This is a genomic window from Ureibacillus sp. MALMAid1270, from assembly GCF_049202975.1.
In the GTDB taxonomy this organism is placed as follows: Bacteria; Bacillota; Bacilli; order Bacillales_A; family Planococcaceae; genus Ureibacillus.
The window spans coordinates 1-26,681 of sequence record NZ_JBMIRP010000095.1 but is presented as its reverse complement, the minus strand read 5'-3'; the positions used below and the strand labels follow the sequence as shown (position 1 = coordinate 26,681).

Genomic DNA, 26,681 nt, shown 5'->3' with positions numbered 1-26,681 from the left:
TAATAAAATCTTTAATAAAATAAGAGGTAATATTAATTTTGTTAAGGATGTGGGAGATTTTGATCATAAAAAATCGAAAGGAATCAGAGGAACTTCAATTATTAAGAGTGCTAGATCAGCGAATGACCTTAGCCGAAAAGGATCGCCTTCATTACTATAATCTGAAGAAAGGTTATGAGGGAGAATTGATGTTTGATAGTTACTTGGTGAATCTTCAATGCGATTGCCTCATTATTAATGATTTATTGTTTACCGTGAATCAGAAAACATTTCAACTAGATTCATTGATCCTGAAATCAGATACTGTTTTCGTTTTTGAGATTAAAAATTTTGAGGGTGATTTTTATTATGATTCGACGAATAAAAAGATCTTCCCAATGAAATCAAAAGAAGTGGACATTGTGAACCCCATCCCCCAATTAATGCGTTCAGAATCATTGTTGAGCCAAATGCTCCATAAAAATGGATTTAAATACCCCATTAAATCTTTCGTTGTATTTATTAACCCGGAATTTACTTTATATCAATCCCCAATGGATAAATCCATAATTTTCTCATCACAAATAAACCGCTTCTTACAACAATTTGATTCTACACAGAGTAGGATTACAAAAAAAGACAAGTTATTAGCTCAAAATTTACTTACCCTTCATTTGCCGAAGTCACCATACTCACAAATCCCAGAATACGATTATGAACAGTTGAAAAAGGGGATTACTTGTGCAGGGTGCGGATCTTTTTTGGTTACGGTTGAGGGGCGGAGATTGGTTTGCTTGGGGTGCGGTCATAGTGAATCAGTTACATCAGCGGTGTTGCGGAGTGTGAGGGAGTTTAGGATGTTGTTTCCGGAGCGGAGGATTACAACAAGTGCGATCTATGATTGGTGTAGGGTGGTGGAGTCTAGGAAGAGTATTAGAAATATACTTGAAAACAACTTTAAAGCATATGGAATACAACGTTGGACTTACTATGAATAATGAAGTTGTTGTTTTCTCTAAGAGATAATGCTTCGACCATCACTATGATACCTTTCATTGGTTTTTTCATGGTGTTTGGTCACTTAGAACTCTTCTATGTTACCTTTCATACCTATTTTCAGGGTGTTTGGTCACTTAGAGCTCTTCTATGTTACCTTTCATACCCATTTTCGGGTGTTTGGTCACTTAGAGCTCTTCTATGTTACCTTTCATACCCATTTTCATGGTGTTTGGTCACTTAGAGCTCTTCTGTGTTACCTTTCATACCCATTTTCAGGTTGTTTGGTCACTTAGAGCTCTTCTATGTTACCTTTCATACCCATTTTCATGGTGTTTGGTCACTTAGAGCTCTTCTATGTTAACTTTCATACCCATTTTCATGGTGTTTGGTCACTTAGAACTTTTCTATGTTACCTTTCATACTCATTTTCATGGTGTTTGGTCACTTAGAACTTTTCAATGTTACCTTTCATCCAATTTCCCCCTCGATTTGGTCACTGAGAACCACAAAACAAATTATAAAAGACAAGCAGTTACTTCATCAGCGCGTAAACAGACAAATATCATCCCAAACTCCACCCGCGGCAGAAAAAGAAATCAAACATAAAAGCCCCCTCAACCCGAGGGGGCGCCACCTTCAAGCCGCAAAACTCGCTCACCGTAACTCAGTGAGCGACCCAAAGCCACTAAATTACATAAACTCCTTAACCAACTTATCAAAATCAGTTTCACTTAACGCAAGGTCTGCGTCAGACAGAGGTGTTTCAGAATAGCGGTCAAGTTTTTCTTGGTAAGATGGTGTTTCTTTGTCTTGGTAGATGATACCTGTTACTAGACCTTCTTTTTCCATGACTGTGCGCATTGCTAGATCGCGGTCAGAAGAGTCGTAGCCTTCAACGTCACTTAATTTTGTTAAGTGTTCTTTGAACCAGTCATATGTGTTTACTTTATTGTAAGTGACACATGGGCTGAATACGTTGATGAAGGAGAAGCCTTTGTGTTTGATTCCTTCTTCGATTAACGCTGTTAATTCTTTAATGTCTGTTGAGAAACCTTGTGCTACGAATGTTGCTCCTGAAGATAAAGCAACTTCTAAAGGTTTTAATGAAGGCTCGATTGCTCCACCTGGCGTCGACTTAGTAATGAAACCTTGTGCAGAACGAGGTGAAGTTTGACCTTTTGTTAAACCATAGATTTGGTTATCCATTACAACATAAGTGATATCGATGTTACGACGGATTGCGTGTACAGTGTGACCCATACCGATTGCGAAACCGTCACCGTCACCACCAGAAGCGATTACGTGTAAATCGCGGTTTGCCATTTTTAAACCTTGAGCTAAAGGAAGTGCGCGACCGTGAATTCCGTGGAATCCGTATGAGTTAATGTAACCAGCGATACGACCTGAACAACCGATACCAGCAACAACTGCTAATTCGTGAGGTTCGATGCCGACATTTGCTGCAGCGCGTTGGATGGCTGCTTGCACTGAGAAGTCGCCACAGCCTGGACACCAGTTAGGTTTCACTGAGTTACGAAAATCTTTAAATGTAGCCATTAGTCAAGCAGCTCCTTTACTTTATTTTCAAGCTCACGTGGTAAGAACGGAGTACCGTCATACTTCGTAATGCTCTTAACTTTATCGTGACCGCCAACATTCATTTTCAAAATGTTTGCAAGTTGGCCAGTTTTATTGTTTTCTACAACAACAACTTTTTTCGCTCCAGCTACTAAAGGAGCTACTTCAGCCGCAGGGAATGGGAATAACAGACGAATATGTGCGTGGTTTACTTTCACACCGTCAGCACTCAAACGTTCTTGCACTTCTTCGATTGCACCGCGAGTTGAGTTAAATCCAACTACTAAAATGTCCGCTTCTTCATGAGGTGCGTTTACGTAAACTGGTGTATCAAAGTTTAAGTAATCTAATTTACGGAAGCGCTTGTCCATTTGAACATTACGGTTTCCTGGTGCTTCGTTTGGTTTACCTGTTTCGTCGTGCTCAACACCTGTTACATGGTGAATTCCGTTTGGTGTTCCAGGTAATACACGTGGCGAAATGCCGTCATCCGTGTTTTCATAGCGTTTGAAGTAATCTTTATTTTCTGGCTCTGGAAGTTCACTATCCACAATTTTACCGCGGCGGATTTCGATTTTTGAATAATCAAATGGATCAGACGTTTGTTTACCAAGCGCTAATTGTAAATCCGTTAACACGATTACTGGTAATTGTAATTCTTCTGCAATATTGAATGCTTGAATTGTATCAAAGAACGCTTCTTCAATCGTTGATGGTGCAATGACGACTTTCGGAATTTCTCCGTGAGTACCGTAGAACATCGCCATCAGGTCAGATTGTTCTTGTTTCGTTGGAAGACCTGTTGATGGACCTCCACGTTGTGTGTCAAAAATAACTAACGGTTGTTCTGTCATACCAGAAAGACCGATTGATTCCATCATTAATGATAAACCAGGTCCCGCTGACGCAGTGAATGCTCGAACGCCACCGTAATTTGCACCGATCGCCATTGTCGCAGCTGCAATTTCATCTTCAGTTTGAATAACTGCTCCACCAAATTGAGGAAGTTTTTTAATCATATATTCCATAATTTCAGAAGCAGGTGTGATTGGGTAAGCAGCCATGAAGCGACTTCCCGCAGCAAGGGCACCTAATGCTACTGCATCGTTTCCAATAATGAACATACGGCGTTTACCATCTGCAGGTTCTAACTCCCACTCACCTACACGCTCACCAAGCAATTCACTCATTGCTGCATGACCGCGTTCGATCGCTTCCATGTTTTTCTTAACTACTTCTTCCCCTTTACGGCCGAAGATTTCGTCAACTACGCTTTGGAATACTTTATTGTCCAAATTCATTAATGCACTAGTTGCACCAATGGCAACCATGTTTTTCATCAATGAAGTACCTAGTTCTGAAGCGATTTCAGTGAAAGGTACGCTAAATAAAGGAGCTTTTGAATCTTCTGGTTTTACAGGATCAAATTTTGAGTCTCCTAAAATAATGCTGTTTTCTGTTAATTCTTTATAGTTCACGTCGATTGTTTCTTGGTCGAAAGCAACTAATATATCTAAATCATCCGCGATTGCACGGACTGGTGTAGGACGTACTGTAATTTTATTGTTCGTATGGCCACCTTTGATACGAGAAGAGAAATGACGGTAACCGTATAGGTGATATCCTAAACGATTCATAGCCATTGAGAAAATTTCACCTGTACTCTCAATACCTTCCCCTTGTTGCCCACCGACTTTCCATGAAAGCTGATGTAACATGATAACAACTCCTTAAAATCCATCTTTATTTATTTCCTTCATTAATATAACATGTGAAACTTTGTTAAGGTATCTAAAATCTACTATAGAAAAACAAAATCAGACCTTTGACTGAAAATGGTGTTCACCAAATTGTAAATAGTATGAGCAATTCCCATTGAAGCCATAATAATTCATTTTCATAAATTTCGATAATTATATTGAAATAATATATTGAAATTTTAAAGAAAAAACATTGTTTGTTATGGAATTGCAATATATGATATAGAAAGGAGATTTTGTAAAAGTTCTAGGAAAAAAGTAATTTTGAACTTTAAGTCATATATCTCTATCTTTAGTTACATATATTGTATAAATTAAAATGAAAGCGAGAGAGGAAAACCATTATGAAGAATTGTTTCGCATGTGGAAATGTCCAGGAAACTGGAAACTTCTGCGCAAAATGTGGTGGGACATTGACTGATGTTGCTGCTACAAATAATGTAGGCACACCAACACCAAATCAGAATACGGGTCACCAAGGTCATCCGGGACAGCCTGTAAAACCTGTACAACCAGCTCAGCCAGCACATCCAGGTAACCAAGGTCAACCTACACCAAACTTTCAACAACCAGGTCAACCGCCATTTCAACAACCACCGTTCCAACAACAAGGCCAAAATTTCCAACAACAACCATATCAACAAAACGGACAGTATCAACAACCATATCAGCAAGCTCCAGCACAACCGAATGTTCATGTTGAGCGTGTAAAAGATCAATCAAAAATGTTCTTTAGCTATTTTGGAGAGTACCTAAAAAGTCCATCGACTATTTTTGGACGAGGAGAAAGCCAATTTGTAAACGGAATTATATCTATCGTACTTTACGCAATTATTTTTGGTTTATCTCTATTCTTTGTAGCAAACCAATTTGTTAGCGCATTTTCTATGGGTGCATACAATGCAGGTTCTCAGTTCTTCCAGATTTTCTTTTCTGGATTCATTGCGATTATTATTTTAGTTGCACTTGTAATTGTTGCACTACTAATTATTAATAAATTGTTTGGACCAGATGTATCATTTAAAGAACTTATTAGCAACTATGGAGCACTGATTATTCCATCACTACTTTTATTAGCTCTAGCAGCTATTTTCTTAGTGATTAATGTTTATAATTTTGCAATGATTTTCTTTATGATCTCATTGTTTATAGCACTTATAGCAGTTCCTTTATACATGATCACACGATTATTAGGAACTCGTTCTAAAACAATTGACCCATTCTATGCATATATACTTTATATTGTTTTATTCTCAGTGTTTTATTATATTCTCAACAATATTTTCCTATCGAATACGATTGGGCAATATATGAACTTCGGTTTATAGTAATCAATTAATCAATTATCAAATTAACAAATAAAGAGGTTTCAAGATGAAAAGATTCTGTCAAGAGTGTGGTCATGAAGCAAAAATGAGCGATAAAATGTGTACTAATTGTGGTACAAAGCTTATCGAAATACAACAACCTGAACAAACGCAGGCGACTACATCTCAATCACAAACGCGAACAAACGCACCAGCGAAGCCTCATAAAGCTAAAAAGCCAATGTCAAAGCAGCAAAAACTCATTATTGGTGCTGTTGGGGCATTGGCTGTCCTACTGATTGGCTTTTCGATTTGGGCAAATATGTATTTTTCAAAAGATTCTACGGAAAACCGTTTCTACAAAGCCATTGAAAACGAAGACGCTGGGCAATTAGAAAAACTATTAATGCATGAAAACGGCTCTGCCGCAACAAAAAGTGAAGTTGAAGCATTTTTAAAACTAGCTAAAACTTTAAAGAAAAATGAATTAGAAGATTTTATTTCAGTTGAAAAAGAAGGTAAATTCATCGGCATTTTCCAAATGCACAAAGTGGAAGCAGTCGACCAGTATGCTTATTATTATGGCCCAACTGATGGACTTGCTATGAAATTTAATAAAACTGAAGTGAAAGATAAAAAAGACAGTGAAGGCATTAAATACGGTCCCCTACTTCCTGGTATTTATACAGTGAATGTCAGCTTGGACAATAATTTTGGTAAATCTACTACGGATATTGAACTTGAATTATCAAACCTTTATTCCGGAGAAGTTTGGATGGACGAGTTACCGATTGGTGAAGCAAGTGTCTACGTTATGAATTATGATAGCTATGTAATGGAAGATAGTTATTTACTTGTGAATGATCACAAAGTTGAGATTGATGAATATGGCGACTCAGACTATTTCGGTCCTATTTTCTTAGATGGATCACAAAAAGTGAAAGTAGTAGTCAACTATCCTTGGGGAGAAGTAGAATCTGAGGAATATCCGCTTGAATCTAGTTACATTGAAGTAGATGCAGCATTTGTTACTGAGGCGGCAATTGAAGAGATTAAAGATACTCTTTTAACATTCGGTGAAGAAATGCAAAATGCGAAAGCACAATTATCAACGGATGTGTTTACAAGTGCAACTGATGTTTTAAAGGAAGATTTCCTTTACTATGAAATTGATCCATTAGTTCAAGAAAATTTATTCTACACTGGTAAGCTTAATAAAGTTGACATTAACGAGGAAGCTACGTGGTTCTACGATGGGCTTCTCATGATCCATACAATGTTTGATTATTCTTACGCATTCTTTGAAGCAGGTGAAGATTTACCTGCATTAGAAGATTACGAGTTACATTCTTATGTCGGACTAGCATTCGACGAGACTGCAAAAGAATGGAAAGTAAGTTACATTGAAATGTCCAACCATGAAGCTGTAGAATCTACTGCAACATTAGAAGGTTCAGGCAAAGTTTACGAACCAAGTGCAGATGCAGTTACAGCTATGGCAACGAATGCATTACGTGCAGAATTACAAGAGTTCATGGAAATTTATTCTTATGCAAGTATCGATGCCATCAATTATGGTGACATTTCTTACATGAGTCCGTATTTATCTGCAAGCGGGCCTCGCTACAAAGAAGCAAAAGATTATATTGCATACTTAGTAAATGAAGGCATAACTGAAGAATTTATTTCAACTCAAGTGGTGGACGTTGTAGATAACGGCAATGGAACATATAACGTCAAAACGATAGATGAAGTTATTATTTACTATCCAGATTCCGAGTCCTTTAAGACATTCGAAACTGTCTCAGAAGTAATTAATGAAAACGGCTCATGGAAAGTGAATAAATTGATCTCAACTACGGAGATGTAAGAAGAATTAGATAATGAAATTGGGGCTAGCTTAGGATGAGCTAGCCTTTTTTTGTTGGGGTGATGGGATTTAAGTATAGGATTAAAACGCTATGTTACATTTAGTTACGAAATACTTCGAGTGTGGGCAGTTAAAGTCGTTCTATGTTACCTTTCATCCTAAATTTCTTTGTGTTTGGTCACTTAGATCGGCTCTATGTTACCTTTCATCCTAAATTTCTTTGTGTTTGGTCACTTAGACTGGTTCTATGTTACCTTTCATCCTAAATTTCTTTGTGTTTGGTCACTTAGACTGGCTCTATGTTACCTTTCAACATGAAATTTATTTGTACGATCACATACATATCAAGCCACTTTAATCCCCCACCAAGCAACCTATTTGAAAACCCATTCACATAACGGTATTTTATTAAAGGAAGAATAAAAAAGTTTGGAGCGAATACGATGAACGAACGATATAAAGATTTATTTTCCACTATTACACTACCAAATAAGGTTGAGCTTAAGAATCGCATAGTAGTAGCACCTATGACACACTATTCCTCAAATCCAGATGGTACCGTGTCAGAGGATGAATTGAAATATTATGCACGACGTTCACATGGTGTAAGCATGTTTATTACAGCGTGTACATATGTGATAGCTAATGGGAAAGGGTTTCCGGGGCAATTCGCAGCTGACCGAGATGAATTAATTCCGAGTTTAAGTCGGGTAGCTACTTCCATTAAAGAACAAGGTGCAAAAGCAGTTCTGCAAATTTATCATGGTGGTCGATTATCTCCTCCTGACATAGTTCCAAATGGTGAAATTTACAGTGCAAGCGCAGTACCTGCTGAAAGACCGGGTATGAAAACACCGAAAGCTCTAACAGAATCAGAAATTGAGGAAATTATTGAGGCATTTGGTGAAACGACAAGACGTGCAATTGAAGCAGGTTTTGATGGCGTTGAGATTCATGGTGCAAACGGCTATCTAATTCAACAATTTTTCTCACCTCACTCAAATAGACGTGAGGATCGTTATGGTGGAAGCCTTGAAAAGCGTATGACTTTCCCACTCGCAGTAATTGATAAAGTAAAAAGCGTTGTCGCAACTTATGCGAAATTTCCATTTATCGTAGGCTATAGATTCTCACCAGAGGAGCCTGAAACACCTGGGATTACAATGGCAGATACACTAGCTTTTGTTGATGTTTTAGCAGATAAAGGTCTCGATTATCTCCATGTTTCATTAGGTGAATTCCACTCAACACCAAGAGTCGGTGTAGAAGATTTAAGTAAATCGCGTATTGAGTATTTATTAGAAACAATTAATAATCGAGTTCCGTTAATTGGTGTCGGATCAATCATTACTGCTGAAGATGCTAAAAAAGCATTGGACACAGGGGTTGGACTGATCGCATTAGGAAGAGAAATTATTGTGGATCCTGATTGGGTTCAAAAGGTAGAAGAAGGTAGAGAAAATGAAATCTCCACAGTCATCTACCCTGACCAACAAGAAGAATTAGTGGTACCAAATGGCTTGTGGCATAGAATCTTAAATGTGCCGGGCTGGTTCCCAGTGAAAGAAAGATAAATTTTGGATTGATCCGAAGTACCTAAATTGTTTTGATCCTCACGATGAAATAATAGTGCTTGTACAGTGCAAGAAGGATCAAAACAAGCTTTACCCAAAGGATGTCCACATAAATAATAGTCATAATAATGAAGAAATCCGCTACTAAATTTATGCGGATTTTTTCTTTTCGCGTAAGTCCTTTATTGTAAAGAAATGCTCTTACATACTTTTTATACAATTGCGTTCTTCTAAACTTTCGATCTAACCGTTTTGAGCTTTTCGCAAAACACAATGCAGACAAAATTAAAAATGGCACACCTGGAAGAAGAGGAAGAACAATTCCTAAAACACCGATCACAAATGAAAGACTGCCGAGTAATAAAAATATTAGATTACTTATTAATTTTATTTGAATCACCTTTTATATGTATATTTCTACTTGCTGGAAACATTCTTAGGAACTGTTATTAATCATGGCAATTTTGCAGATAGCCCTTAATACAATTGCCACCACCCTATTTACAAAATAAAAAGACGACCACAAAAGCCGTCTTTCTACTTTTGGGCCACCTTTTTATTGTCACTTTGAACGATTTATCTTGTACGTTTTTCAACAACAAGTTTCAATGCTGTTCGGTCTTCGCCAGCAATCGTAATATCTGCAAATGCTGGAGCACAAATTAAATCTGTTCCACTTGGTGCAACGAAGCCGCGAGCAATTGCTACTGCTTTCACTGCTTGGTTTAATGCACCTGCACCAACTGCTTGCATCTCTGCGTAACCTTGCTCACGAATGACAGCAACTAGCGCACCTGCAACAGAATTTGGATTAGAGCGAGACGATACTTTTAATGAATCCACAACTATTCCTCCCCATAGAGCTTTATAATGTGTTTGTTGAATGAAACGGTATATGTGGTTTCGTTCATTCAAAGGACTATAAGTTTGTGTCCGTATCATAATTTATGCTGCCTCTTAGTCAAATAGAATAAAAACAAAATGAAATTGTTGCTTTTGGAAATTTATTTTTTCTAAATTTTTTGGGAGATTTTAATGTGTTTTATGGAGAATCAGTTGTGACAGTTTGTGTTAAAGCTAGCATTAATAGAAGTTTTTAGTTTGAAATAAAAAGGGTTATCTAGAGATTTTCGCATTCTAGATAACTCTTTTTTTCATTGTGTTTCATTGGAAATATCTTTTCTTACGTAGGTTTTCTAAATAATGACCTCTTTTGAACAATAAAGACTAATATTGGACATTTTAATTAGAACTTACTTGTGTTTTGTCCATTATTCCCCTGTTATTGGACATTTACCTTGGATTTCCCTCGGGTTTTGTCCATTATTACCCTATTATTGGACATTACCTTGGATTTCCCTCGGGTTTTGTCCATTATCACGCTATTATTGGACATTTAACCTAGATTTCTCTCTTATTTCGTCCTTTAATCCCCTTATTCACAAGGATGAATCCCCACCGAAATTACCCCTCAAATGGATAATCCGCATTAATATAGATTCTTTCGCATGAAATTGCTTTGCCGGTTTTATCATCTATATTAACAAAGAATCCGCTTAATACTTCGCGGCCTTTTTTTGGAACTTCGAAGCGAGATGGCATGTTTGTTTGGAATTTGTAGATGACGCTTTCTTTAGTCATACCTAAAATTTCATCGTAAGGACCTGTCATACCAACATCTGTGATATACGCTGTTCCTCCTGGATAAATGCGTGCATCCGCTGTTTGCACATGCGTATGTGTACCAACCACCGCTGATACGCGGCCATCAAGGTGCCAACCAAGCGCAATTTTTTCGCTCGTTACTTCTGCGTGGAAGTCAACGAACACTAATGGAGATTTTTTGCGTGCTTTCTCAACGAGTTCATCAACTACTGCAAATGGATCGTCGTGTGGCGGTAAAAATACTCGACCATGAAGATTAATAACAGACAATGTCACGCCATTCTTTTCAATTTGAACCATCCCTTTACCCGGCGCTTCCTTAGAAAAGTTCGCAGGACGAATTAGATAATCCGCATCATCGATAAATTCAAAAATGTCTTTATTATCCCAAGTGTGATTCCCCATCGTAATCACATCAACGCCCGCCTGTAGTAATTGTTGATAAATGTTATATGTAATCCCACGACCTGCTGCAGCATTCTCACCATTTGCAATTACAACATCAGGTTGATATTTTTTCTTCAATCGTGGCAAATATTTCTCAACCGCATCTCGACCAATCGATCCAACAATATCTCCAATAAAAATTACTTTCATTTAATTAATCACTCTTTCTAATAACATCTTGTACAATCTTAACATAATTGTTCGGTTTTTGGGTTGTTTGGTGTGAGATTATGGTTTGTTTTGTGGAATATAAAAAAACTTTCAATAAAGTCCATCGCTTAGACGAAAGTGATATGTTAATATTGGCGGGATTATTTACTCCAATCTTTCACACAGATACATTTTTGTTAAAAATTTTCTTATAAAATAAAAATTTATTGCTATATATTTTAGTTAACTGGTAACTGTTTGATATTGTCGGGAATCTCAGCTTTTTTGGCGGGATTATTTGAAAAATTGTCGGGATACTCAGCTTTTTTGGCGGCATTTCCCTCCTGTAAAATATTTTCAATGGAAGAATCAATTTCATCCTTATACTTAGTTTGGTTGTTTGGGGATTTGGCTGGTGCCAGATATTAATTTTCATGCTTGGCAACAGTGAATTTGAGTGTCTGGCCGGAATCACAAATCCTTCACTAATGGATTCCTTGTTGATCGAATAATCTCTATGGATTTGAACTTGATGAATCGCTTTCTCTCCTTTTTTTTAACGGGACGGTTAAAAGCGTTTTTCCGTTGGGGTATAAAATATAATTTCTGTTTAATACACTACCTTTTAAAACATCCGCTTTATCTAGAAAAACAAAACAATTTGATTGATCTAATTTATTAAAATAGCCGATCCAAGGTAAATAGTTTGGTTGATGAATCGATACTTTCAAGCTCCATACCTACTTCCTGATTCATTCTCCGAGATTACATGAGGGGAAAAGTGAGAAGTTGGGAGTGTGCGTGGGGTTTGGTTTGTGGTGTGGTTCGTGGTGTGATTTGAATCGCGATGGGTAACGTAGAGTGTTTCTATGTTACCTTTTAACCCAATTTCTCGAACGTTCGGTCACTTAGAACACTTCTATGTTACCTTTCACCTCGGCTTCTTGTGCGTTTGGTCACATAGAACGGCTCTATGTTTCCTTTCAACCCGATTTCTTGCTCATTCGGTCACTTAGAACACTTCTATGTTACCTTTCACCTCGGTTTCTTGTGCGTTTGGTCACATAGAACGGCTCTATGTTTCCTTTCAATCCGATTTCTCGCTCATTCGGTCACATAGAACCACACGACATCCTTGAGTTCTTTTACTGGTGTTGATAGAAAATTTAGATTACTTAAACCATCGAGTAGTACTTGGAAGTTCATTTCATAAAAATGACATGTATATCCATTTTCACGAAAAGGGGCAATAACAGAATCACAAATATATTCAGGCAAAAGAACAGATTTATTTGTTGGGTTAACCTGCTCTAATAATAATGTGATGGCTCCCCTACCCAATGAAGTGAGTACTATATTCCCATATTTTTTAACCAATTTGGTATTTCAGTAAAATGTTCAACGGGAGTGTCATTTAGCCAAAAATTACTACCAATCTCTCTTTCAATTTACTCACCTTTCTGAATTGTTGAAGCTTGAATGGTCTGTTAAACGAATAACATCAACCAACTATCGACATAGAAAATAAATTTCCATTAAAAAATTACTTACCCATTATATTTATCATAGTAAAATAGCACTGTATTGGTGCCAATCGATGTGAATATAAGTTATTTAGGGAATACGAGTAGGTGGTAAATGGGGCATTGGAAATAAAAAGGCTAACTCGGATATTTGAAGGCACTGTGGAAGGTAGAAATCAGGGCACAAAAAAAGCTCCCATTAAAACTCGACAGAATTTTACGGAGCTAAGTGAAAGGAACCTATACGAATTGAAACAACACAATTTTATAAGCAAAAGTAAATAAGCCGATCAAAATCCCATAAACCGCAAGGCGGCGGTTATGCCCTTTCATTAGGCCTACCATGCCAAATAAAATCGCGATCATCCAAATCGGAGCAAATATCCAACCAACAAAAGGGATAAAACTTAGAAATAAACCCAAAATGGCATTCGAAAATGACACGGTTGCAGCGGCATTTGTTTGCTTCTCCATCAAAAGCCCATCATCATTCAATCCAACCAACCCTTTTCCACGGAATATCTTACTTCTATTTTTCACCAGTTTCACTTAATTTAATCAATCCGCGAAAATACTGTTAAAAAATAATTATTCAATGGACTAGGCAAATGTTACAAGAAATAAAGAAATAAAGAAATAAAGAAATAAAAAACTAAAAAACATTCGGAACAAAACTTAAATTCCATGACGCCATTTCCATCACAAATAAAAAAATCCCAAACCTTTTCATCAAAGGTAAAGGATTTCATTTCAGTAATACATTCTTTATTCAATGCATAGTTTGAGCAAGTCTTTTTCTCGCTAACTCCACCCTAATCATAATAATAATTACTCGGTTTCCCGATTTTATAATTGTTTAATATGACGCCAAGTAAATTTGCTTTGGAGGATTGAAGACTGTGAGTTGTCTTCTTTAAATCGTTTTTATTGAGAGTATTTATGTTTGCGACTAAAACGGTACCGTCGCATTTATTAGACAGGATTTGGGCATCGGAAGCTGATAGGATTGGTGGTGAGTCAAATATGATGATTTGATAATCCGAACGGACTACGTCAAGCAATTGTTCTAGGTAACTGGATGCTAAAAGTTCAGCTGGGTTAGGTGGGATGGGGCCACTCGTAATAATATTTAGACCATTGATAGGTGTCTCTTGTATGGTATCTTGGAGTTGGGCTGTTCTAGTTAAGACATTCGATAGCCCTGTTTCATTTTGTAAGTAAAAGGTGTAATGGATTGTCGGTCTACGCATATCTGCATCAATTAAAAGTACTTTTTTCCCTTCTTGCGCAAAGGCAACCGCAATATTGGCTGCATTAGTCGATTTTCCTTCACCGGGAATGGAGGAAGTGATGACGATTGTTTTAAGTTCTTTGTCTTTAAGGATGAAGTTAATATTGGCGCGAATTGTTCGAAATTGTTCTGAAATATAGGATTTTGATTCGGTCAAATTAATGAGATTTCTTGGTTTTGTATTTACTTTTTCATTCACCTTTTTTCTTTGCAACCCGTTTCCTCCTTCCATATGATTTCTTTCGGTTTCTCGTTGAAAAAGGACTGACATAACCAATGACTGGAGCATTTACAATTTTTTCAACCTGATCTTCATTTTTCACTCTGGAATCAAAATGTTCGATTAGTAGAGCTAATCCTGCACCTATGAAAATACTGACTACTATTGAGATCGCAATGTTGAGCATTTTTTTCGGCTTCACAGGTTTCATCGATTCCGTAAATTTAGCCTTCGCTAAAATATTGACATTATCTAATTTCATGAGCGTAGGTGTTTCATGTTTAAAAACTTCCGCTATCGTATTCACGAGATTGACTGCACGTTGAGGGGAAGGGTCTTCTACTTTGATTGTCACAACCTTTGATCGATCATTATTAGAGACGGTAATTTTCTCAGCTAATTCTTCAGATTCTTCGTCCAATTTTAACTTTTCCACAACCTTATCTAAAATTGCTGGACTTTTGATAATTTCATTGTATGTTTCGATTAATTGAATATCGGTCTCAACGTATGTAGTGACGAAGTCTATTTCTCTAGGGGCTTGATTTACTAAAATTTGAGACTTTGCTTCATATATTTCAGGGAGAAGAAAAAAATTAGCAACTGTTGTTCCACTAACAATGAAAATAAAAATACAAATGATAAGAACTATTCTTTTTTTAATAATATTTAGTAGTTCATATATTTCCATAGCCATTCTCCCTTACTAGATTTGATCAGGGGCGGGACAACAGGGACAGTCTTTCTGTCCCACTTTTGTTGGGACAGAAAGACTGTCCCCAGTAGTTCATATATTTTCAAATCATTTCCCCCTACTAGATTTGATTGGGACATGTTTTCTGCCCCATTTTAGTTGGGACACTTTTACTGTCCCAGGTTATTGTTGGGACACTGGGGACAGGCTTTCTGTCCCAGATTATTGTTGGGACACTTTTACTGTCCCCATCGTCCCACTTCCAATGTCCCAGATTACTGTTGGGACACTTTTACTGTCCCCAATGTCCCACCTTCCCCTAGCCACCATTGATTTTGTTTTGCCCATTCAACTGTTTTGAGGATACCTTCTTCTAGTTGAATTTCAGCTTTCCAACCTAGTAGTTCAGCGGCTTTGTCGATTTGTGGAATTCGGCGAATAATATCTTCATATTGTTTTCCGTATTCTTTCTCCGTTAAGTATTCCTGATAACCCGCATTACTTTCTGTTATCTCAAGAACAGTCTCGATTACATAGCGCATGTTTACTTCTACTGAATTTCCTAAGTTAAAGGCCTCACCATTAGCAGCTGGGTTTTCTGCCACCATCATTAAGCCCCGAACAATATCCTCCACATAAGTAAAACATCTCGTCATATTTCCATCGTCGTACAACAATGGTTGTTCGCCGCGCATTGCTTTATATATGCTTTGTGAAACGACAAAGTCAGGATTTTGGCGAGGGCCATAGACATTGAAGAAACGAACAATAACAAATGGCAAGCCACTTTGTTTCTTCATGCCGTAAAGCATATGCTCACACACAGCTTTACTAGTTGCGTAACTCCACCGATCAACATAGGTAGGCCCGAGAACACGATCACTTTCTTCAGACCAAGGCACTTCCGGGTTTTTCCCATACACTTCACTTGTACTAGAGAAAACCACTTTCGTATTATATTTTGCGGCCTCTGTAAGAATATGTCTTGTCCCGATGACCACAATATCTACAAGGCTTAGCGGATCTCTTATGTAATGTTTAATCCCCACAACTGATGCAAGATGGAAAATGACAGACGCATCCTTTTGCCAAAACTGCTCGATATCTTCCTGTTTACGCAAATCCCCTACAAAATAATGCAATTTCTCATGGTCCCGCACTTCTTGTAAATTTTTCGCTTGCTCAAGTGGTACCACATCTAAAACATGGACTTCATTTCCATTCGCCAGTAATGCCTCAACTAAATGACTACCTACAAAACCTGCCCCACCTGTCACCATGACAATGGAATTTTTCATCTTCATTTCCACCTTCCTTTTTTAGCGACCCACACCTTTATAAGTTAAACCTAACCGGCGCATTTTCTCGATATCCTCTCGCTTAAAGAACATTCTCCCATCAAAAATCAATGCGTGCTCATTCCCCAATTCAGCAATTCGTTCAATGGATAATGAATAAAACTCCTGATGACCAGCGAGAAAGGCTATACAATCTGCTTCACGAATCGTCTCTTCAATATTCTTATTAACCGGTAAATCCGCAACTACTAATTTTTCATCCTCTTCCGAAGTCCATGGATCACAAATTTCCAAATTGTATCCCAAACTCAAAAGTTCATCAATAACTGGTTTTGTTGGGGTGAATCGGCAATCACTTGTATTGTTTTTAAATGAAATGCCCATTACTGCGATCTTCACTCGACTCGGGTCAGAAAATCGCTCACTTAAATGACTATGAATCAAAGAAGCGGAATAAAGTGGCATACCGTCATTCACAATGCGACCTGTCCTCGGCAACAACAGTTCTAATCCGTATTCAGAACCTAACTGCTGCACAAACCACGGATCTTTTGTTAAGCAATAGCCCCCTACTCCGACAGAAGGTGTTAATATATTCACATGCTGCCCTTTAGCACCTTTCACCAACGTGTTCGCCGCTCCGATAACTTCCAACACATCGATCCCCAAACGATCCGCTAATTTCGCTAACTCTCCTGCAAGGGCAATATTTAAATCTATCCAAAGATTGTCCGAAAGCTTAACCATCTCAGCTGTTGTGGCACTAGAAACTTCAATGACGTCTGTATCCAATGCCTGTTTCCAAAACAGAGCCGCAGCTTTCCCACTTCTTTCATCTACTCCACCTACAACAATAGGTATAGATTGAAATTCCCGAATCGCATTTCCCTCAGCCAATCGTTCGGGGCAAAAGGCGATTTTCACCCCTTCAATCTCCCTTAACAGTGGAGCGACAAGTTCACTTGTAGTAAATGGCGGGACGGTACTTTTTATCATGACAAGGACATTTTTTTGTAGAAATGGTCGGATGGCTTTAATTGCTTCTTCAATTTGAGTCGTATCTGCTCGATAATCATCCGATAGTGGTGTGCCAACCGTAACAATGACAGTCTCACAATCTCGAATACTAGCAGGATCAGCCGAAACAAAAAGTCGCTCTGCAGTAACAGTTCTCTGAATTAATTCTTCTAAGCTCGGCTCATTAAAAGGACTTTTTTTATTTCGGATACAGTCCAAAATATGAGGATTTTTCTCAACACCGATGACTTGAAAGCCTCTATCCGCTAGAACTGTCCCGATGACTGATCCAATATAGCCAAACCCCACAATAGCAACTTGTCCTTTTGACATATCGTCATCCCCCTCTACACACATCACTGTCACGAACGCATACCCTCACCCACCACCGCAAGCAACCCAGGCTCAATCGCGACCTCTACTCCCAATCTTCACTAATTCATTTAACGAAACTTCAAACAATACTTCTTCTAACACTTGCTCATAGGATTGACAGCGTACTTCCCATGAATTTTCCCGTGCCAAATCAATTCTGCTTGTCCTTTTTAAAACATCATCACGACTTACAGCTGCAAGCACTTTTTCTGTAAATAATGAAGGGCTGTCCGCGATTTCAATCAAATCCCCATATGGAATTAAGTCTGGTAATGGAGTCGCGACAATCGGTTTTCCTGTTGCAAAGCATTCAAATAATTTCGCTGGGTAGGTCCCCTTTGTAAACTCAGTCAATTTATAAGGTAAAATGAGAACATCACTATCCTGCAAAGCATAAGGCAATTGCTCGTGAGGCAATGGTTTTTGATGAATTAATTGACCATGTTTAATCGGAATTCCATCTGGTGCAGGGCCGATTAATTCAACCGTTATTCCCGCTTTAAGCAACTCCTCAATAACTCCCCAGTCCATTCGATACTGGTCTATCCCACCGAAATAAGTCGCCTTCACCTTTCCTCCTCCTGACTTCGAACTCTCCCCATGAGCCAAACCAGCAGCACGAGAGAAGCTTTCAAAATCAACCGCTGAAGGAATTCGCCGAATGACCGCTTTCTTCCCTGTATGCTTCTCAAAAAGATGCTTTGAATCTACTATCAATGCATCCGCTTTATGAATTAATTCATTTTCTGTTTGAACAATATCCTTAGGAATGCCAGGGAAGTTTTCAAAATTCAGCACACAGTCATAAATCGTTGTAATTGGATTTAATTCGTCCATTAAATAAAGCGAAGTACTAGTAGGTAAATAAGTAATAAATAAAATAGGTTTGTTGGAGTAGTTTAATATTTTTGAAGCGAGTGATGGTGTAAAAATATGTTGATTAATTGTTCTAAACAATTTTAGTGTAGGTGGTGCGACGATTGGAGGTAGTATATTTACATTTGAACCAGATTCTCTTTTTTTCCGTTTCCGATTTAAACTCATTCCACGGTAAAGTCTTTCTACCGCTTTGAATGGGGCAGGATTTCGAAGCCCCGTCGTTTCGACATAGGTCACATGCGTAAATTGAGAAAAATATTCCGCTATAATTTGGTGTCTTTGCCATAGAAAATCCCATTTAATACTCGATAATATGACGATATGCACATCTTGTATTTTCATTGTTACCCCTTTCTATTTTGAAAGCGACGGTTTACGAAACTTCAAACACATTACTTTCCAAATATATTGGATATTGCCAAAAATATACCGTTTATATAACCGCTTCGGCTCCTGTAACAATCGGAAAAGCCACTCTAACCCAACCTTTTGCATAAATACCGGTGCCCTTTTCACATTGTTCGCATAATAATCAAATAACCCGCCGCATGTCATGATCGTACTTACATCTAGCTCTGAAAAATTTCGATGAACCCACTTTTCCTGCAACGGATTCCCGAACCCAACAAATAAAATATCAACCTGTAACGAGTTTACGTGAGTGATTATTTCCGAACTGTTCTCTTTATCAAAATACCCATGGTGTGTCCCCACAATTTGCACATTTGGATAGGTCATCTGAAAGTTTTCTTTCACCTTCTCAGCAGTTCCTTCACTTCCACCGAGCAAAAATATACGCATTGGACTTTCCAACCCATTTAACTGCCCACACAGTGCCGGAAAAAAATCCGTGGTTGCTATTCGCTCTTTCGCAGTCGGCAGCTTCAGCATTTTCTGCGCAAAGATAACCCCCATACCGTCCACATACGCAAAACTATGCTCCTGATGAATGACTTCCCGATAGTCAGCGTCTCGCCAATAATTCAACATGCAATCCGAATTGATGGCGTAATAAGCGACCTTCATCCGCTTCATTGAATTAGAAATGACAAGATCGACCATCTCATTCATACTTCCAAGAAATAAATCCTTTTCGATAAATGTTTTCATTTCATCATCCATCCTTTGCAAGCCGATCACTATGTGCATTAGCATCCCTGCCGAACAAAACTGCTAACAAAATAAAATAAAAAACAATCAACCAATTTGAGCCATCCAAATCTTCAAAAAGAAACATTACCGGCAATACAGCGATAAAATACTTCATCAAATTGCTAATACCCTTCATTTTCAATAACAGCAACTTGAAGCTTATAAAGAGAAACATCACCGTGCATACGATAAACCCGACCATGCCTGTCTTATAGAAAAATCCAAGAAAAGTTGAATGGGACCCTAATGGATAACCTAATTTCGAATCCGTTTTAATCCCCATCCCGATGACTGGCGATTTCTCAAACGTTACCTTCATACTTTCTTCCATTAAATAGGAACGAGTATCATTACTTCCTTCACGTGCGTTATAAACATCGGAAAATATCAACTCAAGGTTATCTACTAAATTGGTATAAAAAATACTTATCACCAAAAGCGTGGCGACAATACAATAAAGAAATCCTCTCGTTACAATCGAACTGTTTTTGATAAATTGATGAAATATAAAAAGTGAGATACCAAGTAAGATAATAAAATACCCACTCCGGGAATAGGTGCTATACACCGGGAAGATTCCTAGAACTATGAGAAACCAACCAAACCACCTACGATTTAACCGAAGAGCGTACATGCAAAATAGCGGGTAAAAGAACATGAAAAACATTATTACAAGATTCGCATAATCCATGAAGCCTACAAAGCGCAAGACCGGAACCCCGCTAAACCATTCGATGTTTGATAGATAATGACCAAATATACTAAATTCACTAACACCTAATAGGTAATGAAAAATATGGCTTATCATCCAATGGCCAATTAAAATGCAATAATTGACAAACCCAATTTTCACCAACTCTTGTAAGTCAAGCTGGTAACTTTTATAAAGTAAATAGTAAAACATTGCGATGATCCAAATACTGAGCGTATTAAAAGTAGCAAGAATCCTATCAAACTCGTAGGAATGAAGAAATAAATTATAAAATATCGAGATTATATAAATGACCAAATAAAATATAAAAAAATAGCTCAATCCATCAAAAATGATTTTTCCCTGACGAAGTAAAAAGCATAAAATGATCCCTATGAAAACAATCTGAAGTTGTTTTGGAAAAATGATGATTGGCCAAAGCAAATAGAACATTGTATATTCCCATTTATAGTTTTCATACATAGGAGATCACCATACTTTTTTTACATTTCTATACTATTTACTAGAATGCATTTTTAGAGCCAAATAGAACAAAAAATGTTCGAAAAATTAATTTCATATCGACGAAAACATTTCTTTCTTGAATATATTTCAAGTCAAGCTCGACCATTTCTTTAAACCCAAGGGAACTTCGACCGCGCACTTGCCAATAACAAGTTAACCCAGGTGTGATGCTAAGCCTTTGAAGTTCATAATTTGAATAACTTAAAACCTCTTGTAGCAGGGGGGGTCTTGGGCCTACCAAGCTCATCTCCCCTTTTAAAACGTTAAATAATTGAGGCAACTCATCAATACTCGTTCGCCGTATAATTTTCCCAACTTTTGTAATCCGCGGGTCATCTTTAATTTTAAAAATCGGTCCTTCGACTTCATTTCGATCAATTAACCCACTCTTTAATTCTTCAGCATTGAAAACCATTGACCGAAATTTATACATTGTAAATTCTTTTCCATCACGACCGACTCTGACTTGTCTAAATAATACAGGTGCATCTTTATCTTCTATCTTTATTGAAACCGCTACAATAGCTAATACTGGGGATAAAAGCAATAACCCAACAATTGTTAAAATTAAATCTGTCAATCTTTTATTTAGTTCGTACATCTTTCTGTTTTTTTCTTTGATAGGTTGGAATGGAATATCGTTCTCATCATTAGATCGGTTCTTTAAAGAAGACATTCCCATCGTTCTTCACCAACCTTACACTTTCAACTTCATGGTGAGATAAAACTGATTGACCGCCTGGTAAATAGGCTCAACGGAAGTTAAATCAGAAAATAAAGGCAATCGAACTAATCGATCACTTTCAATCGTCGTATACTGATCTTCTCCGTGAAATCTACCAAATTTCATACCAGCCGGCGATGAATGTAATGGAACATAATGGGCTGTTAATTGGATTTCTTGCTCTTTTAAATACTTCATCAAAGCTGTACGTTCTTCTACATTTTTCGCTTTAATGTAAAACAGATGGCCATTATGCACGCATTCTTCAGGCACAATCGGTAATTCGATCAATCCTTTTTCTACCAATTGTTGAAGATTTTCATAGTAATCATTCCACAAGCTGATTCGATCGTTCAAAGTTTCCTTAAGATGTTCGAACTGGGCATATAAATATGCTGCAATCAGCTCACTTGGCAAGTAAGATGACCCTACATCTTGCCAATTATATTTATCTACTTTTCCATTAATAAACTGCGTTCTATTCGTACCTTTTTCGCGAATTATTTCAGCTCGCTCGATAAACCGTTCATCATTAATAAGTAGAGCTCCACCTTCACCGGAAATAAAGTTTTTCGTTTCATGGAAACTAAGCGTTCCAAAATGTCCGATAGTCCCTAACATACGCCCTTTATAAGTCCCCATTAACGCCTGGGCAGCATCCTCTACAACATACAACTCATACCTCTTAGCAATATCCATAATGGTGTCCATTTCACATGCAACACCTGCGTAATGCACTGGTGCAATGGCTTTTGTTCGATCAGTTATTGCTTCTTCGATTTTTGTTTCATCTATATTCATCGTATCTGGTCGAATGTCTACAAAGACGATCGTTGCACCTCGTAGTACAAAGGCGTTTGCCGTTGAAGTAAATGTATAGGAAGGCATGATAACTTCATCACCTGGTTTAATATCAATAAGTAGCGCAGCCATCTCCAGTGCATGAGTACAGCTCGGAGTTAGTAAAGCTTTCTTTGTTGTTGTTGTTTCTTCAATCCATTTATTACATAACTTTGTATATTTACCATCCCCTGCTAGCTTTCTACATTTAATGACATCTTGAATATATTCGAGCTCTTTCCCCGTCACATTTGGAGAGTTAAATGGAATCATCTACGAAAACTCCTTCATCACTAATTTTTCGTTTTTACTCCGTGATACTTCTAACAAATAATTTCCATATTCTGTTTTCATCAAAGGCTTCGCCACTTCTCTTAATTTAGCTTTCGTAATATATCCTCTAATGAAGGCAATCTCCTCGATACAAGCAATATACAAGCCTTGCCTTTTTTGAATCGTTTCTACAAATTGTGATGCTTCAAGCAAGGATTCATGGGTTCCTGTATCAAACCATGCGAGTCCTCTTCCTAGAAGTTCTACCTTTAATTCACCCATTTTTAAATAAGCATTAAGAATAGAGGTAATCTCCAATTCTCCACGTTTGGATGGCTTCACAGTTTTCGCAATGTCCACGACTTTATTGTCAAAAAAATAAAGTCCAGGAATAGCAAAAGATGATTTTGGATGTTCAGGTTTTTCTTCAATAGAAACGGGATTTAAATCATCATCCACTTCAATAACCCCATAGGCTCGTGGATCTTTCACATAACAACCGAATACTAGACAACCATTTTTCATATTCGAAACAGAGACTAAAAGATTTCCAAAGTTCGATCCATAAAAAATATTGTCCCCTAATATTAACACCACTGGAGAATCCCCTATAAAGTCTTCACCGATAATAAATGCCTCAGCTAGACCATTCGGCTCATTTTGCACTCGGTATTCGATTACTATTCCTATGTCTTTTCCATCCCCCAATAATTGTTGAAAACTTGGAAAATCTCTCGGAGTAGAAATAATAAGAATTTCCCGAATACCCGCTAACATTAATACAGACAGTGGATAGTAAATCATTGGTTTATCATAAACTGGCAACATCTGCTTCGATACTGACTTCGTCAATGGATAGAGCCTAGTTCCTGATCCTCCTGCTAAAATAATGCCTTTCAATTTAATTTGGATTCTCCTTATTTTCAATTTCACTTGGCGTGTCTTAAGAAGTAAAAAGGTTCTCATATGTTAATGATTTGAAACGCCTTCTAACTTAAGATGTTTCTCTTTACGAGTTTTAAATAACGACAGCAAATCTGTGAAACTTTTATTCTTGAAAACTATTGCTAAACCAACATAAATAATGACTCCTGTGACGACTTGAATCATTAGCGTTAGGAAGCTAGAAAGTCCGATAAATTTAATACTATAAACGATAGCCCCCATCGATAACGAAATTAGTAATGTCGGGATAACTCCCTTCCATTGATTCCACACATGATCATTAAGCAATCGTGAAACAATTACGCCCCCTACAATCGTCCCTATAAGTCCATTCACAAACACTCCAATTGCCAGAGCGGAAATACCAAACTGAATTCCAATTACAAGAATAATCAAGCCATTCACTAACTTTACGATTTCAAGTATTAAATATAAGTCGCTTCTTCCTAACGCCTTAATAACTTGTAAATTGGAAATATCAATGGCCCATAAAGCATAGTAAGCACAAAAAATTTGAAGTAAAGGTACAGTCGGCAACCACTTATCAGTTAATAAAACTAAGACTAATGGCTCGGTAATCGCTGCTAACCCTACCATCATCGGAAAAGTGATAAATGAACTTAAAACAATTAATCTATGAAGCATGGCTTTCATTTTCTCTATATTTTCTTGTTGTGATGCCATAGCTGGAAATAGGACGGTTTGGATCGAGCCGTTAATATTGTCCACAATGATGCTTGGGAATTGCATCCCCCTACTGTAAAACCCTAATACTGCTGGACTAAAAACTTTCCCAATGATAAAATTATGTAGTTGAAGATAGGATGAATAGAGAAGAGTAGATAAGAGAAGTTTCCATCCATAAGAAAAGAGAGTCCGTATTTTCGAAAAGGAAAAGTAGAGCAGAGGTCGCCATTTGACTGTGAACCAAAGTATAAATGTCAATAAAGTGCGATGAGTTAACTGCTGAGCAACCAATGCCAAAATACCAAAATTCATCAATGCCATTGTAATGCCAACGATTCCAGATATGAGAATGGCCGAGAATCCACTAGTGAATAGTTTTTTATGTTGCATTTGTCGTGAAATGATCGCATTTTGTACGGAATTAATCGCATTAAAAAATAGACAAATTGATAGAATTCTTATAATTATTGTTAATTCGTCTGCTGAGAAAAAATGAGCTAAGACAGGTGCGATGAAGAAAAATATAATATAGAGTAGACTTGCGGTGATAAGGTTTAAATAGAAAACGGAAGAGAAATCTAGCTCATCCACGTCTTTTTTCTGAATAAGTGCCTCAGTAAATCCACTATCAACGATATATCCACCAATCGTTATGAAAATTGTCACAATGACAATCAATCCAAAATCCTCTGGAAGTAGTAGTCTAGCTAGTAATATAATGACGAGCAACTGAATGCTCTGAGTACCCATTCTTTCAGCAATCTTCCAAAGGAGTGATGAAATAACTTTCACTTTTGTTATTTCATATCCATAACCCATTTAATATCCCCTTTTAACTGCTCTTAAGTAATTAGAAAGTGCTGGTGCATATTTATCTAGGGTAATGATTACTTTTCTTTTAACACCAAAGCTTGCATAAATCTCTTTATAAACATCAGATTTTGCTTCTTTGAACTTTCTCTCTTCCAAGAGAAGCAATAACTCTAATTCATTTTTTGTATGTTGAATCGTCTCATTATATTGATAGTTGGTGTATTCATTAATCTCATCGAGCATCTGATAGAGTCTTTGATTATGCTCTTTCTTTTTCTTTAGATTGCTATAATTACTAACTGTCCAAGAGCCCACTACCCCTACTCTGTATGCCGACATACATTCATCCATATAATATACGGCACCTTGTAAAGCTAAATTGATTCCTAAATGATAGTCGGAAATATCCGGCATCACATTGAAAAAATCAGGTCTTGTGCGGTCAAGTTCAGTTCTGTAAAACATCGCACTCGTGACACAAAAATCTCCACCTAATTTGATAATCTCTTCCACAGTTAAGAACCTGCTAAATTTACTTGGTCGATTTTTTCGAAGAACCTTTCGATCCTTCGCTAATACGACATCCCCTGCATGGACACATAAACTCACTTCTGGATGTGCTTCCATATAATCCACTTGTTTCTGCAGCTTATATGGATCTGTCCAAAAATCATCGCCTTCACAAACCGCAATATATTTCCCTTGTGCTCTTTCAGTATTTAACCTGTCCACTTGAACTTTTTTCGAATACTGATTTTCAGTTTGATAGATTGGCTTAATGAGATCTGGATATTTTTGCTCATATTCTCGTATTATCTCAGCTGACCGATCTGTTGAAGCATCATCATGAATAAGAATCTCGAACTTAAAATCCGTGTTCTGCATAAGAAAACTTTCAATCGCCTCTGCAATATACTTTTCATGATTGTACGTTATACAATTGATGCTCACTAAAATGTCACTCATGGTTTGGATTCTCCTATTTCAATATTTCTCTGGAAGTAGGCGTCATGATTAGGTACTTATCCCTCGTCCAAATGTAACTACCCTGTCACTTTTGTCCAACAACTTCCTCCCTACAAACTCATGAAATTCATATTCCAATTTTCTTAGTATTCTATGAGACAAAAGTTTCCTATATTCTCTCATTATAGATTTTAAATGTCTTTTCGCGGTAGGGAGATTGGGTAGGGACATTGGGGACAGTAAAAGTGTCCCAGTTGTACGTGTGGGTGGGACGTTGGGGACAGTAAAAGTGTCCCAGTGTATTTCGCAAGTAAAATTTGAGCCATTTATTAATTAAAAACTGAGCCACTTAAACTGAACTATTTTCTAGCCATTCTTTTGTATCTAATATTCGATACGATGGTCCAACCATGTCTATCATATAGGCTCTATGTGTTAA

At 37.4% G+C, this 26,681-nt stretch carries 23 protein-coding genes; 4 read left to right on the top strand and 19 right to left on the bottom strand.

Translation table 11 applies throughout. The features are described 5' to 3' along the window. Positions 1-59 precede the first annotated feature (59 nt). Positions 60-977, top strand: a complete 918-nt coding sequence (locus tag ACOQFO_RS13810) for a nuclease-related domain-containing protein (protein ID WP_421690246.1) — start codon at positions 60-62, stop codon at positions 975-977. Positions 978-1,668: 691 nt separating this feature from the next. Here ACOQFO_RS13810 and ACOQFO_RS13805 read toward each other — a convergent pair. Continuing rightward, positions 1,669-2,535: a 2-oxoacid:ferredoxin oxidoreductase subunit beta gene (locus ACOQFO_RS13805; protein ID WP_421690245.1), complete on the bottom strand. Its 867-nt coding sequence runs from the start codon at positions 2,533-2,535 to the stop codon at positions 1,669-1,671. After that, positions 2,535-4,274 (bottom strand): 2-oxoacid:acceptor oxidoreductase subunit alpha, encoded by a 1,740-nt coding sequence (locus tag ACOQFO_RS13800; protein ID WP_421690244.1) that lies wholly within the window; start codon positions 4,272-4,274, stop codon positions 2,535-2,537. The genes ACOQFO_RS13805 and ACOQFO_RS13800 overlap by 1 nt, the downstream gene beginning before the upstream one ends. Before the next feature lie 386 nt (positions 4,275-4,660). Between ACOQFO_RS13800 and ACOQFO_RS13795 the strand changes: the two genes are divergently transcribed. From ACOQFO_RS13795 to ACOQFO_RS13785, 3 genes are all read left to right on the top strand, one after another. Continuing rightward, the gene (locus tag ACOQFO_RS13795; RefSeq protein WP_421690243.1) at positions 4,661-5,644 is read left to right on the top strand and encodes a Yip1 family protein; all 984 of its coding nucleotides are present in this window, start codon (positions 4,661-4,663) and stop codon (positions 5,642-5,644) included. Positions 5,645-5,690: 46 nt separating this feature from the next. Beyond that, positions 5,691-7,493: a TcaA NTF2-like domain-containing protein gene (locus ACOQFO_RS13790; protein ID WP_421690242.1), complete on the top strand. Its 1,803-nt coding sequence runs from the start codon at positions 5,691-5,693 to the stop codon at positions 7,491-7,493. A gap of 443 nt (positions 7,494-7,936) precedes the next feature. Next, complete coding sequence (locus ACOQFO_RS13785; RefSeq protein WP_421690241.1) at positions 7,937-9,067, top strand: NADH-dependent flavin oxidoreductase; 1,131 nt, start codon at positions 7,937-7,939, stop codon at positions 9,065-9,067. Between the two features lie 22 nt (positions 9,068-9,089). On the opposite strand, the gene ACOQFO_RS13780 is transcribed toward ACOQFO_RS13785, so the two are convergent. The 17 genes from ACOQFO_RS13780 to ACOQFO_RS13700 form a co-directional block, all read right to left on the bottom strand. Beyond that, positions 9,090-9,467, bottom strand: a complete 378-nt coding sequence (locus ACOQFO_RS13780) for a YbaN family protein (protein WP_421690240.1) — start codon at positions 9,465-9,467, stop codon at positions 9,090-9,092. Between the two features lie 176 nt (positions 9,468-9,643). Then, the gene (locus ACOQFO_RS13775; protein ID WP_036174445.1) at positions 9,644-9,910 is read right to left on the bottom strand and encodes a stage V sporulation protein S; all 267 of its coding nucleotides are present in this window, start codon (positions 9,908-9,910) and stop codon (positions 9,644-9,646) included. A 621-nt stretch (positions 9,911-10,531) separates the two neighbouring features. Further along, complete coding sequence (locus ACOQFO_RS13770; protein WP_421690239.1) at positions 10,532-11,329, bottom strand: TIGR00282 family metallophosphoesterase; 798 nt, start codon at positions 11,327-11,329, stop codon at positions 10,532-10,534. A gap of 515 nt (positions 11,330-11,844) precedes the next feature. Then, positions 11,845-12,060 (bottom strand): WbqC family protein, encoded by a 216-nt coding sequence (locus tag ACOQFO_RS13765; protein ID WP_421690238.1) that lies wholly within the window; start codon positions 12,058-12,060, stop codon positions 11,845-11,847. A 1,032-nt stretch (positions 12,061-13,092) separates the two neighbouring features. Next, positions 13,093-13,347: a hypothetical protein gene (locus ACOQFO_RS13760; RefSeq protein WP_421690237.1), complete on the bottom strand. Its 255-nt coding sequence runs from the start codon at positions 13,345-13,347 to the stop codon at positions 13,093-13,095. A 317-nt stretch (positions 13,348-13,664) separates the two neighbouring features. Then, positions 13,665-14,357: a CpsD/CapB family tyrosine-protein kinase gene (locus ACOQFO_RS13755; RefSeq protein ID WP_421690236.1), complete on the bottom strand. Its 693-nt coding sequence runs from the start codon at positions 14,355-14,357 to the stop codon at positions 13,665-13,667. After that, positions 14,335-15,054 (bottom strand): YveK family protein, encoded by a 720-nt coding sequence (locus tag ACOQFO_RS13750; protein WP_421690235.1) that lies wholly within the window; start codon positions 15,052-15,054, stop codon positions 14,335-14,337. The genes ACOQFO_RS13755 and ACOQFO_RS13750 overlap by 23 nt, the downstream gene beginning before the upstream one ends. A gap of 278 nt (positions 15,055-15,332) precedes the next feature. Then, positions 15,333-16,355 carry an NAD-dependent epimerase/dehydratase family protein gene (locus tag ACOQFO_RS13745; protein ID WP_421690234.1) on the bottom strand — a complete coding sequence of 341 codons (1,023 nt, stop codon included), beginning with the start codon at positions 16,353-16,355 and terminating at the stop codon, positions 15,333-15,335. Between the two features lie 21 nt (positions 16,356-16,376). Continuing rightward, entirely contained in the window at positions 16,377-17,705 is a 1,329-nt protein-coding gene (locus ACOQFO_RS13740) for a nucleotide sugar dehydrogenase (RefSeq protein ID WP_421690233.1), read from the bottom strand. Positions 17,706-17,777: 72 nt separating this feature from the next. After that, positions 17,778-18,968, bottom strand: coding sequence for a hypothetical protein (locus ACOQFO_RS13735; protein WP_421690232.1), 1,191 nt, complete (start codon positions 18,966-18,968; stop codon positions 17,778-17,780). Between the two features lie 12 nt (positions 18,969-18,980). Beyond that, positions 18,981-19,736 carry a WecB/TagA/CpsF family glycosyltransferase gene (locus ACOQFO_RS13730; protein ID WP_421690231.1) on the bottom strand — a complete coding sequence of 252 codons (756 nt, stop codon included), beginning with the start codon at positions 19,734-19,736 and terminating at the stop codon, positions 18,981-18,983. A 4-nt stretch (positions 19,737-19,740) separates the two neighbouring features. Beyond that, positions 19,741-20,952: an O-antigen ligase family protein gene (locus ACOQFO_RS13725; RefSeq protein WP_421690230.1), complete on the bottom strand. Its 1,212-nt coding sequence runs from the start codon at positions 20,950-20,952 to the stop codon at positions 19,741-19,743. A 40-nt stretch (positions 20,953-20,992) separates the two neighbouring features. Next, complete coding sequence (locus ACOQFO_RS13720) at positions 20,993-21,670, bottom strand: sugar transferase (RefSeq protein WP_421690436.1); 678 nt, start codon at positions 21,668-21,670, stop codon at positions 20,993-20,995. 21 nt (positions 21,671-21,691) lie between these two features. Then, entirely contained in the window at positions 21,692-22,831 is a 1,140-nt protein-coding gene (gene rffA, locus ACOQFO_RS13715; protein WP_421690229.1) for a dTDP-4-amino-4,6-dideoxygalactose transaminase, read from the bottom strand. Further along, positions 22,832-23,731: a glucose-1-phosphate thymidylyltransferase RfbA gene (gene rfbA / locus ACOQFO_RS13710; RefSeq protein WP_421690228.1), complete on the bottom strand. Its 900-nt coding sequence runs from the start codon at positions 23,729-23,731 to the stop codon at positions 22,832-22,834. Between the two features lie 69 nt (positions 23,732-23,800). Then, complete coding sequence (locus ACOQFO_RS13705) at positions 23,801-25,282, bottom strand: lipopolysaccharide biosynthesis protein (RefSeq protein ID WP_421690227.1); 1,482 nt, start codon at positions 25,280-25,282, stop codon at positions 23,801-23,803. After that, the gene (locus ACOQFO_RS13700; RefSeq protein ID WP_421690226.1) at positions 25,283-26,242 is read right to left on the bottom strand and encodes a glycosyltransferase family 2 protein; all 960 of its coding nucleotides are present in this window, start codon (positions 26,240-26,242) and stop codon (positions 25,283-25,285) included. Between the last annotated feature and the right edge of the window lie 439 nt (positions 26,243-26,681).